Annotated in this window: 7 protein-coding genes and 1 tRNA gene; 2 read left to right on the top strand and 6 right to left on the bottom strand. The window is 42.3% G+C overall.

Annotation, left to right across the window (positions count from 1 at the left end; genetic code table 11):
- Positions 1–50 precede the first annotated feature (50 nt).
- From CVV21_01795 to CVV21_01785, 3 genes are all read right to left on the bottom strand, one after another.
- The gene (locus CVV21_01795) at positions 51–5438 is read right to left on the bottom strand and encodes a hypothetical protein (protein ID PKL92513.1); all 5388 of its coding nucleotides are present in this window, start codon (positions 5436–5438) and stop codon (positions 51–53) included.
- Between the two features lie 97 nt (positions 5439–5535).
- Positions 5536–6981 carry a tRNA lysidine(34) synthetase TilS gene (tilS, locus tag CVV21_01790; protein PKL92512.1) on the bottom strand — a complete coding sequence of 482 codons (1446 nt, stop codon included), beginning with the start codon at positions 6979–6981 and terminating at the stop codon, positions 5536–5538.
- Positions 6982–7154: 173 nt separating this feature from the next.
- A tRNA-Met gene (locus tag CVV21_01785) sits at positions 7155–7231 on the bottom strand.
- A 275-nt stretch (positions 7232–7506) separates the two neighbouring features.
- On the opposite strand from CVV21_01785, the gene CVV21_01780 reads away from it, so the two are divergent.
- Together CVV21_01780 and CVV21_01775 are read left to right on the top strand one after the other, a co-directional pair.
- Positions 7507–9681: a hypothetical protein gene (locus CVV21_01780; protein PKL92511.1), complete on the top strand. Its 2175-nt coding sequence runs from the start codon at positions 7507–7509 to the stop codon at positions 9679–9681.
- Positions 9682–9896: 215 nt separating this feature from the next.
- On the top strand, positions 9897–10106 hold the full coding sequence (locus tag CVV21_01775; protein PKL92510.1) for a hypothetical protein: 210 nt from the start codon (positions 9897–9899) through the stop codon (positions 10104–10106).
- Here the strand turns inward: CVV21_01775 and CVV21_01770 are convergent.
- The 3 genes from CVV21_01770 to CVV21_01760 all read right to left on the bottom strand — a co-directional run bounded on the left by CVV21_01770 (position 10047) and on the right by CVV21_01760 (position 12360).
- The gene (locus CVV21_01770; protein ID PKL92509.1) at positions 10047–10775 is read right to left on the bottom strand and encodes a hypothetical protein; all 729 of its coding nucleotides are present in this window, start codon (positions 10773–10775) and stop codon (positions 10047–10049) included. The genes CVV21_01775 and CVV21_01770 overlap by 60 nt on opposite strands.
- Before the next feature lie 237 nt (positions 10776–11012).
- On the bottom strand, positions 11013–11252 hold the full coding sequence (locus CVV21_01765; GenBank protein ID PKL92508.1) for a hypothetical protein: 240 nt from the start codon (positions 11250–11252) through the stop codon (positions 11013–11015).
- A gap of 424 nt (positions 11253–11676) precedes the next feature.
- Entirely contained in the window at positions 11677–12360 is a 684-nt protein-coding gene (locus CVV21_01760) for a hypothetical protein (GenBank protein PKL92507.1), read from the bottom strand.
- Positions 12361–12530: the final 170 nt, after the last annotated feature.

Here is a 12530-nt window from a genome sequence, read left to right as displayed (position 1 = left end):
GGCTAAACCTTCTGACCCTCCAACCTTCTGACCTTCCAACCTTCCTTTTATTACTTCGCTACACCAATCTTTCTTACCATCTTTTCCCTCTTGCCGTCTATTACAGCTTCAACAATACATATATATCCACCGTTTCCGACAATATCGCCCTTTTGGTTTTTACCGTCCCAGGCAAATGTGTTCATTCTGCCGGCAATAGCACCCGGTTCGCCTGACCTGAATTCTTTTGTAAGGACAAGATCGCCGAAAAGCGTATATATTTTTATCTTAACATCCGTTGTTTCATTAAGCAGATAGTCTATATTTGTGCTTTCAGTACCCGCCCTAAACGGGTTGGGGTAATTGGAAACTTCGCCTATTACCGGGTCTGACATTGAAGTGAAAAGGCTTGCTGTTGTGGTAATAGTATTGTACTGAGCTTCAATTATATTTTCTTCATTCATATAGGCGCCGGTTATTACCGATATTGCCCTGCCGTCAGTGCCTGTAACGGCAGTTGCAGTTACAAGCCCCGCAAACTGTGAATTACCGCTTAACACGGTAAAATTAACCGGCATACCAGAGACCGGGTTGCCATTTCCGTCTACAAGCGAAGCCACTATATTACTTTGAGTGTTAGCCCTTATATTTGAAGGGTCTGCTTCAAGTGTAAGTGTTACATTTGAAGTGTTAGCGCCCATATCAATTATACAGGAATACTTTGTTGCAAGAACTCCATTAGGATCAACAGCCCTTATCCTGAACTGCCCTGCCCTTGTATAGTGCGCCTGAACAGAAAACCGGCCGTTTGCGGCAATACCACTTGTAGGATAAAGCGTTGTGCCTGTAATCGGCGTGTATGGCGGGTCAATATTAACCGGCGTTAAGACAAAACTTTCATTTGAACCGCCTACAGGAACCGGTGTGTTAGAAGAAGGGTCAACCACATTTATGATAAGACTAAAAGTTGCCGGATATGCGCTGGCCGCAACGCTTTGAAGCCCGTTAATATCTTCAACACCATTAGTTATAATCTGATAATTTAAATTTCCGCTATTTGTAACCAATACAGAAGTGTGTTCAAAAAGCACAGGATTATAAAGCGCGGGATAATCAAGGTCATAAGCATATAACTGTCTGTCACCCAAAGTAAATAGCGCTCCTGTGGTATTTGCTATCCCATCAACAGTCTGCATAATAATAGCATTAACAGTACCTGGATATGCGTTAACATTTGCATCCGAGGATGTAATTCTTACATTATGAGCAACTCCCGGCTTAAAATTACCATATATATCAGCTGCACTTATAGTTATATCAAAATACGAACCCACCAGCTGATTATATTCAAATCCTCTTATCGCGTTATCCCAAGCGCCTGACACAATTGTTCCCGCGCCTGCGTCAACATAAACTCCCGGAACAAGAACCTGAAATCCATAAAAATCTCCGGCTGTTGTTGTAAATGCAGGGGTTTCAAAATCCTGTATTCCTTCCCTTGTTATCTTGGCTCCCACTGTCACACCGCTCATTGCCGTGTGGAATTCAGGGTAAACATTAGTAACATAAGAATCTGGAGAAATCCATGCGCTTGCAATTGCAGGTGCATGCGGATCATTGGTGGTAACAGTTATCGTATGACCGATAGCATCAGCTGTCATTGTCATGTTTCCGTAAGCATCGCAGGTATAAACCTGAAAAGACTGAGCCGGATGCGACGGATTATCATTTACAATTCTTGCAGACGGAGCTCCTAAATACATATTGAAGGTTGTTGGCGGCTCTTCTTCAAAATAACCCGCATTTGTTGCCATTCCGGTTGACATTACAAGCAGCCTTTCAAAAACATTCGGCAGAATCTGCACAACAGGCAGCGGAGTAGTTGTAACTGAACCATAAGACGCATTAATACTTTCAGTTGACTGAGCCTTAAACATCCTAACGTTCGCAACTGCAAATCCTGATGAAAGCGGATAAGACTGAGGGTACATAGTATTCAAAGCCCCATTTACCGCAGTTAAATCAACTGTATTATTAAAAGGTATACCTTCGTTTCTTTCATCACACATATTTGCAAATTCATCCCTTGCCACAATGGTAATGTTAAACGGCACACCCGCAATAACCGAACCTGAAGGAGCATCAACGGTAAAGTGATCAAGGTTAGTGTGTTTTACCCTTATTAAAGGGGTTGTGTTGTCTGTTATTCCTGCCGAAGGATGGTCAACCGAAATAGTCTGTGTTCCGGCGCCGCTACTTACAGTCCTTAAAATTGCCGTTTTTTCATACATACCTTCAACAAGATTTATTGTTTCCGGCATAGTTCCTTCAGGCACCGACGCTAAAGGATCTGATGATGTAAGCGTAACAGCCACATTCGGCGCAACACGTCTGATATTATAATAATTATCAACCAGATAAACCTTAAAGTCAAAACTTTGGCCTGCTTCCACTATCCTTGTTGCGCCTTCATATCCTTCATATCCCTGCAAACCAACTATAGGGCTGACTCCCGGATGATATGTCATGCCGTCAACAAGAGTCATTACCCTTGTTGCGGTTCCGGGCCATACGCTGAACTTATTACTGTCAGATGAACCGTCCACACCCACAGTCCCGAATATCGGCCTTATAAATGTTCCGCCGCCGGGCCCGCCTTCTATTGTGGTTGATGCCCTGTAAAGCGTTACATTCATTACGCATATCCCGTTAACAAAAGGGTCTGACAAAGTCTTATCAATACAAAACTGATTATCACTGTAATTATTACCTGCTTTTAACTGAATCTGCCCGTTAAACGAATCAGCGTAATCGGTTGATCCCGATCCCGCCTTTGCGACAATTGAAATGCTGAAAGGTTCACCAGCCACCTGATCGCCTATCGCACCGCCGGTAGGAGTATAAATAAGAAAGTTATAAATCTGGAATACGGTAATATTAGGCGAATTATCCATGCCTATTGTGGTGTCGTCATGAGTTGCTTTCAAATACAAAGTTGTCGTATTATTGTCGTGCCTTACCGTAAATGTGGCAACACCGTTATTTGTAAATTTATGAATTGGGTTCTGCGTGGTAGGCCTTACATCGTCAATATACGAATTTGACGGGTCGCTTGTATTTAAATTTACACCCTGAACACTGTTTACTATGTTCCACCACATATCAACATAATGAACCCTTACAACATCAGAAAAATCCTCTGCCCTTAACTGCCCTGTCGGCGTATTGTATTCGCCGTCAACTGTACCGGGCCTTGCTTCCATTCCGGGCGGCAACACCTGCAGTTTTACGCCGTTATTGGGCAATATGCTTATTGCCTGGCTTGTTCCGGTAGAACCCATATATGACACCGGAGTATCATCGTAATCTGTGCTTACAAATAACCTTGCCGTGTATGTAACAGCCCTGTAAAAAGCAACATTAAGCGTCCTTTGCCCCATATTTGCCGCTGTAAATGTTACAGCCCACTTGTGTCCAAAAGCACCGGTGCTGTTATCGGAACTTGGCACAGACATTGTAGATTCGTATGGAAGAGAATAATCTGTATTGGGCGAAGACAGATATATGATACCTGCCCAGTCTGTCTTTATGTTGCCAAACTGGTCCCTTGCCACTATTGTAGCTGTTGTTGTAACACCTGCAACATAATTGCCGGAAAGTCCGGAAACGCTGAAATAAGAGACATCAGTTGCCAGCACAGGTATTGTTACAGTACTTGCCGTAATTGCCGCATTGTCGTAATCTGTTCCCGTGATTGTCTGGGAACCGCCTGTCCTTAATATCATATTAAACGAAGCTTCACCCGCAGTGAGAGTTACATACTGAGGCATGTATCCGCCGCCTATGGTTGCAAGAGTGTCAGACGATACAATCTGCGAAAGGTCATTAACACTTGTAATTTTATTTCCGTAAGCGTCAGTTGCATATATGGTAAGCGTCAGTGATGTTCCCGCAGTCGCGGTCAAAGGTGTGCCTATTTTACCCCTTGTCACAGCCAGCCTGTTGCCCGGGTCATATGTTTCTCCCGGTGCGACTATAAGCATTCTGTTAAAGTTACCCGCATTAACCGTAAAATAATTACTTATTCCCGTTGCCACACCCGCGTCCATAATGCTTAACTGCGCGTTAAACAGTTTCTGAAAAATTGTAACGCCAAAAGCGGCAATACCATTTGTAAAGGTAAGATTTGTAGGGGTTTTTGTCCAGTTATTTGTGCTTACAGGAAAACCGCCGGTAAGGACGTATAATGTGGTGGTTCCGGAGTAATTAAGCACTGTATTGCCGTACGCGTCCATCGCAACCACGCTTGTAATAAAAGGAGTTGCCGCGGTCTGAGTATTTATTGTTGTTGGAAAAACAAACTGCGTTGCCGTGGCACTGTATGTCATTGGCGCTATATCTGTTCCTTCCGTAATTCCGCCTTCACTTGAAGATGCTGTTATTGTCTGCGCTTTGCCCGCGCCGACAGTTCTTAACGTTACAGAAAAAGAAGCCATACCTGAAGCTAATGATTTTGTAGCGCTGTCATAACTGTCATTTGTGTCTGTAGAATCAAGTGTTGCAGTACCGGCAGCCGAAGGCACCGTGTTCCAGTAATTATCAACCGCGTAAACATTAACATTAAAAGGTGTTCCTGCTGTCTGAGTTGTTGTAAACGTCGAAGATGATACCCTTCCATTTCCGCCGTTGGTTCCGGGATAATATGTCTGGCCCGGCCCCACTACAAGCATGCGCGCGAAAGCGCCCGGATTTACTGCAAAATTATTGCTGTCATTTGAACGCGACGGGGTTGTAGATACGCAGCGTATTAATACGTTTCCGGATTCCGCGTTATAAAGTGTTGCCAGCCCTATATATTTGCCGCCTGTAAATGTAACCGTTCCAAGTGATACGTTATCCCCGCTGTTTGGATAAACAGCTGTAAGCGCGGCCGTTCCGTTAAAACTTGTGACCTGCGCGCCTGTATTGTCAATTGCGGTAATTGTAAGCTGTATTGGCGTGCCTGCCGTGGCAGATGCGATATTTACAAAACTGAAACTTTGAATATACTGCGCGGTTACTGTAACAGATGCGGGTGAAAGGCCGGAAATTGGTGCAATGCTGTTATTCACATACAAACCTACAGCGCCTGTTGCAGCGGTGTTAATTGTCGCGCTTACTGTTCTGGTTGAATTTATGGTTGTAGGATCAGGTGAAAAAGAAGCTGCAGCAGAGGCGGATAAATCTAATCCGGCTCCGGCTGCGTCAATTAACTGCCAGCCAACATCATTAACAGCATAAACATTCACATTAAACGGCACACCGCAGGTCTGCGGTAAAGGTGCTCCTGTTTTAGCGCTGCCCGGAGTGAATGACTCTCCCGGTGCAACAATTAAAAGCGCGGACGCCGCGAATGCCGAAATTGAAATTGAAAGGAAAATTAGGGATAGAATAAAGGCTTTAAATTTATGTAGTTTCATTAAAAACCTCCAAATTTTTATGAATAGATATTAACAATATATACCATCCCCACCATAAAAGCAAGTTTTTTTTAAACGTTGTACTAATCAAAACCCCTTATTTTAAAGGAAAAAACCGCAGCAAAAGAAGTTTTTTGGAACCTTTGTCCACTTTCGCCCTGTCATCTGTCCTTTTGCCCGCCACCCAAATAATCTTTTTTTTGTCACAAACCAGTATTATATCTTCTTTTATTTTTTGCGAAATAATAAAATCCTTTATTTTCACCTGTGAATTCATGCCATAAGGGGTAAATTTATCGCCATTTCTCCTTTTTCTTATGGTCAAAGGAAAAGTTATTTTTGATAAATCAACGTACGCGCTGTTCTTCCCTTTTAAATTAATCCCCTTATTATTGTTTACAATTCTTGTTTCAAACACAAACCCGCCATATGCGGTTTTTAAGCCGTTTTTTTGAATTATCACGGCTTTATCATTATTACCAGGAGTTTTATCCCCTTTTTTAATAATCACATTTTCATTTTCGTACCTTATAGCAAAACCTGCCGGCAAAGACATGCCACTATTTTCCGCAATAGATTTTTCCGCGTCCGCTACCAGCGTGTAATCCACTTTCCTTTTAGCGTCTAAAACCCTGTATAAAACGGCCATTATTACCCTTTGCCTGACAGCGGTATGAAGAGATAAAAACTTCACCCTTGAAAAAACAGCCTTATTGCTGTCAATTAAGGCGTTTTTTTGAATAAATCCGTCAGCTTGCGCCTGCATAAAATCTTCTTCATTTGCCGCAATTACGGCATTTCTTACAAGGCACTCTTTTACCGCGGGATTCATCTCTTTTTCTATGAAAGGTATCAGTTTATTCCTGATAATGTTTCTCTGATATACAGACTTACTGTTGCTGCTGTCAGTTATATATTTCTGCTTTCTTTCTTTAAGGTATGAAATAATCTGTTTTTTGGAAAATTTAAGGACAGGCCTTATTATCGTAATACCGGCGCCGGAAAGGTTATTATGCTTAATTCCAAATTCGCCGTCCTTTACCTTTCTTTGCGCCGGAATCCCGCATAAACCCTTTGTGCCGGTGCCTTTAATAAGACGGAATAAAATTGTCTCCGCATTGTCATCCAGGTTATGCGCAAGCGCTATTTTTGAAGCTTTATATTCAAGGGCGCTTTCAATAAAAAACCTGTACCGCTCTTCCCTTGCGGTTTTTTCCGTTCCAAAACCGGTTTTTTTATTAAGGGCGTCTATATTTTTACTTCTGGTAACGAATACATTGCCCGCTTTAACCGCTTGTTTACGTACAAATTCCATATCACGGGTGCTTTCCTTACCGCGCAGCATGTGATTAAAATGCGCCGCAATGATTTTAAGGTTATATTTTTTTGCAATGGAATTTAAAAGGTTGAATAAAGCCATTGAATCCGGCCCGCCGGATACACCAATAACTATTGCATCGTTTGGCCTGATGAATTTTGTAATTTCTTTAAGCATGGCAGAATAAAGTTTCATAAATATGTTTTCCCCTGACAAAAGAAACATTTAAGGATAAGTTATGGTTTTCATGCAGTATCTTTTATTAACCCGGAGTCTTTTAATTCTTTTGCCCTTACTGTAGAGGCGCAATACATTGCGCCTTGTTTTTAAAAAATAAAACAACACAACCTTAGACGCAACATGTTGCGTCTCTACTTTAAAAACTTATTATATATTTTTGGTAGCGGGGAAGGGATTTGAACCCCCGACCCACCGGGTATGAACCGATTGCTCTAACCAACTGAGCTACCCCGCCACCTAAAAATAAAACTATTTTAAAAAGAACGTTTTAAAACTTAAATACCGCTTTTAAATATACAACTCCTAAAACATTAAGGTTATATCAAATTTACGGGTTTTTGGCAATAGTATATCTGCCATTTTTATTTAAGCTCTTTCCTCATCCCCTGCCTGCTTATGACCTGAACAAGAATAACTTTATGTGTTTTTCCCTTGAATTAAAGCCAAAAATTGATAGAATTATAAACGTATTTATTCAGGCATACTTAAAAAAATAACAAGAGGTGTAATTTGGATTATAGAAGCATCTATACAGGAAAGTCATCCACAGAGTCCCCTGATAAAAATCAGGTAAATATCCCTTCCCCTGAAAAGAAAGGTAAATTCATGCTGGCGGTATATATCATCGCGGCTTTTGTAATACTGGGCGCCGTTACAGGCATTTTTCTTGCATATACACAGGAAGTTCCGGAAGTGGCGGATTTAAGAAATTATAAACCCAACATGTCCACAGCCATTTATGACAACAACGGCAACCTTGTTTCCCAGTTATTTGCGGAACAGCGCACGGTTGTGAAAATTGCACAGGTGCCTGCCATATTGCAGAACGCCATTTTATCCAAAGAAGACCCAAATTTTTACCAGCACGGCGGCTTTGATTTTAAAGCCATAATACGCGCCACAGTCAATAATCTTTCCCACGGAAAAATCGTTGAAGGCGCCTCTACCATTACCCAGCAGCTTGCAAGGAACCTATTCTTAAACAGAGAAAAAACAATCGGCAGAAAAATAAAAGAAGCCCTGCTTGCGCTGCAGATAGAAAAATATTATACAAAGAGCGAAATACTTGAACTTTACTGCAACCAGATATTTTTTGGAGCCGGCGCTTACGGAGTTGAAGCGGCTTCAAGGACTTATTTCGGAAAACACGTGGAAGAACTTACCCTTCCCGAATGCGCCGTGCTTGCCGCGCTTCCACAGGCGCCTTCCAGTTATAACCCTTACAGAAATCCGGAACTTGCCCTTGAAAAAAGAAATGTTGTATTAAATATTATGACGGAACGCGGAGTTATAACCCCCGAAGAACGTGACGAGGCAATTAATACGCCTTTGACATTAAGCAAATTAGAGGTAAAAAACGCGCCGTATTTTGTGGAATACATCCGCCAGCAGCTTGAAGGCACATACGGCAATACCGTAATATATAAAGGCGGCCTTAAGGTCTATACCACTCTTGATACCAACCTGCAGAATATCGCGCAGGACCTTATGACAAAACACGTAAGAAACCTGCAGGCAAAAATAGAAAGCAAAACAGGAAAACCGCTGTCACAGCCGCTTCAGGGCGCTCTTATCGCGATGGAACCTTCCACCGGAAACATTAAAGCAATGATAGGCGGGCTTGATTATAATGAGAATGAATTTAACCGCGCGGTACAGGCAAAAAGGCAGACCGGCTCCGCGTTTAAACCGATTGTTTATACATCGGCAATTGACAACGGCTTCCGCGTGTCCGACGTTCTTATGGATTCACCTATTGTTTATAAAAATACCAACGGTACTGACTGGCGCCCTGAAAATTACAGCGGTAAGTTTTCAGGCCCCGTGATACTTTTAAACGGGCTTGCTTTTTCCATGAACGTGGTCACTGTAAAATTGCTTGATAAAATAGGAATACGCACCGCACAGAAATACGCCCACAAAATGGGAATTTCAAGTTCCCTTGCGGATGACCTTACGCTTGGGCTTGGTTCTTCATCTATTTCACTTCTTGAAATGACAACAGCTTTTGCAACACTGGCAAACGGCGGCATGAAACCGGAACCATTGTCCGTGCTTTCCGTAAAAGACAATTCAGGCAAAGAACTTGAAAACCATATTTCAAAACTGACCGAAGCGCTTCCGGAAACCACAGCGTATATTGTCACATTTATGATGGAAAACGTTATTGACCGCGGTACCGGCACTTCTATAAGGCGCCTTGGTTTCACCGGCCCGGCAGCGGGTAAAACGGGTACAACAAACGAATTCACCGATACCTGGTTTATTGGTTTTACACCGCGCATGGTACTTGCAATATGGATAGGCTGCGATACAAAAGAAAATCTTGGCAAACAGATGACAGGCGGTTATGCCTGCGCGCCATTATGGGCCGAAATTATGCTTAAAGCTTACGGTTCATCGGATGCCGAATTCCCCGTTCCAAACAATATTGTCTTCAAAAAAATATGCGTAAAAAGCGGTATGCTGGCGGATAAAAACTGCCCCGCTCCGATAGACGCCCCGTTTGTCGAAGGCACAGAACCTGTAAAGTTCTGCACACTTCATTCCGATACATCCGCAAGTTTCATGCACAGTGATTTTGATGATTATGAGAGCGGCGAAGATGCCCCTGCAAATCCCGCGCCAAAAACAAATAACGAAGACCCTGATTCCGAAGAAGAAGGCGGAGCGTTGACTTTCTAGTACAAGTTACAGGTTACAGGTTACAGGTTACAGGTTACACGTTACAGGTTACAGGTTACACGTTACAGGTTACACGTTACAACTTACAAGTTACAACTTACTATTACTACTTGCTACCTGTCACCTGTCACCTGTCACCTGTCACTTGTCACCTGTCACTTGTCACCTGTCACTTGTCACCTGTCACTTGTCACCTGCTACCTGTCACCTGCTACTTGTCACCTGCTACCTGTCACCTGCTACCTGTCACCTGCTACCTGTCACCTGCTACCTGTCACCTGCTACCTGTCACTTGCTACCTGTCACCTGCTACCTGTCACTTGCTACCTGTCACTTGCTACCTGTCACCTGTCACTTGCTACCTGTCACCTGTTGACCATTTCTTCTTCAACATCCCTGTAAGCCGCGCTGTATTCGCGGATTAAGCCCGCATCATAAAAACTGAAATAATTGCCTCCGCCGCCCACAACCAGATGGTCCAGCAGTGTCATATCCATTTCTTTAAGGGAGAATAACAGCCTTTTGGTTATTCTTTTGTCGCTTGCGGAAGGAGCCGGGTCGCCGCTTGGATGATTATGCACAAGCACAACGCTTAACGCCCCGCATTTAATACCCGCCTTAATTATCTCCCTTGGATATACCACCGATTGTGTCAGCGTGCCTTCACTTACTTTGGTATTCATAATCACTTTGTTTTTAGCGTCAAGATACAGCGCGTACACCACTTCCCTGTCCGTGCCTTCACACAGCGCCCTGAAGTATTCCACAATATCCTTCTGGTTTTTTACATGAATTTTTTCATTTAAAAAAGCATCTTCGGCAAAACTGTTTACAAACGTTTTTACAACTTTAAAAAAGACCTTTGTCTCTTTCCCAACACCCGGTATGCTTTCATTTTCAACAACAGAAAATACCTGCCTGAAGTTGCCCTTAGAAAGCTGAAATATTTCCCTTGCCTGTGGTTTAACATCTTTTCTTTTGATGACATACGATAAAAGAATTTCAAGTATTTCCTGTTTGGATACAGCCCCGGCATCAAACCTGTCTTTAAGCCTTTGTATGTGGCCTTCACCATAAGCCTTAATCTGTGGCATATTTCCCCTCCCGATTAGTTCTTACTGCAGAGGCGTAGTGCATTACGCCTCCGTTTTTTATACCCAGACGCAACATGTTGCGTCTCTACTTTAAAACTCTTTTGCCATTACTGTAGAGGCGCAACATGTTGCGCCTCCGCCTTTAAGCATTTTCTTTTAAAACCGCGAGACGCAACATGTTGCGTCTCTACATTTAAGACCTAGCCGCCAATACAAAACATTTAACACCGAACACCTTTATTTATTGTACTCGTCCAATTCCCACCTTAACGGATTCAACTGTATATACTCACTTATTTTTATCATTGATTTTTCATTTCTTATAATGTGTTCATAATATCCGTCTTGCCAATTAAATTCTATATTATTTTTAACCGCAAATCTTTTTACCGCCGCTTTGTACTGGGATACTATCAATCCAAGAGATCCCTTTCTGTGCCCTTTTAAATTACGGTTATTATTTTTTTCTGCCTGCATATCTTTCTCTTTTTCAATAACAATAATCCCATGAATATGATTGGGCATAACTATGTGATTGGCAATAGATACATTATTAAAGTGTTCAGGTATGTCCAGGAAGAAACGTGATTCGGCCCCCCCAAGCCATTTAGATTAACCGATTGACTGTCAACAACACCAAAACTATGTTTGTGGTTCAAAACACAAATCGTAACATAATAAAAACCCGATAAGCTGTAATCCCATGTTTTTAACCTTAAAGAGTCTGTGCGGTATTTATTATTAAACAACTGCATAAAAACACCCCTCAATGTTTTTCACCCCGAAGACGCAACATGTTGCGTCTCTACTTTAGAAACCAAAATCTAAAACACTATTAAATAATAAGAGGCAGATATGACCTAAGCCACACCTGCCTCTTAAATATCTTAACTGACTATTTTTAGAATAAGAAGAGAACTGCTATTGCTCCCGCAAAAAGCCCTGCAAGTAAAAGCGGGTGAACGCCCATCTGCTGGCTTAAACGCGGTTCCGAAGAAGCATCCCCGCCGCCAAGTTTTGCAAGAATATTTCTTACGCCTGTATTATTAGGGTTAAGCTGAAGTGATTTTTCATATGCAACTTTTGCGTTTGCCTTATCGCCTTTTTTGTAATAAGCGGTCCCCATAAACTGGTATGCCTGATATGTGGGCTGTGTTTTTGCGCTTGCGTTATAATACTGAATGGCCTTATCATACTGGCCTGCTTTCAAATATTTATGACCCATTGTCAAATACTGGTTTGCTTTGCTGCCGCCCGCTGCCGCTCCGCCGCCCTGCAGTTTTGCAACCATTTTCTTTGCATTTGCGTTTGCAGGATTAATCTTCAAGGCCTTCTGAAAGGATGATAAAGCTTCCGCTTTTTTTCCTTTCATGTAATATGCAAGGCCCATATAATAATAAGCCGAATCAGTGGGTTTCATTTTTGCGCTTGCATTATAATACTGAATAGCTTTGTCGTACTGTTTTGCTTTTAAAAATGTATTCCCCTGAGCAAGATACTGCTCCGGTGTAGCTGCAAAAAGCAAACCGGAAGCGAATACAACTGCTAAAGCAACAACCAATACTTTATACGCCTTAAATTTCATAACTTCACACTCCTTTTAAGAAATTATATGTTTTTTAATTTATGGCATTGGGGGTAATTCATCACCCGGCATCATACCCATTTCATCTTCAGGAAGTCCCATGTCATCGCCCATGCCCATGTCATCCATTCCCATATCATCAGCGGGCATTCCCATGTCATCGCCCATGC

The sequence above is a fragment of the Candidatus Goldiibacteriota bacterium HGW-Goldbacteria-1 genome (assembly GCA_002839855.1).
Taxonomy (GTDB): domain Bacteria; phylum Oederibacteriota; class PGYV01; order PGYV01; family PGYV01; genus PGYV01.
The sequence above is the reverse complement of the archived record's forward strand: the minus strand, read 5'-3'. Positions and strand labels throughout refer to the sequence as shown.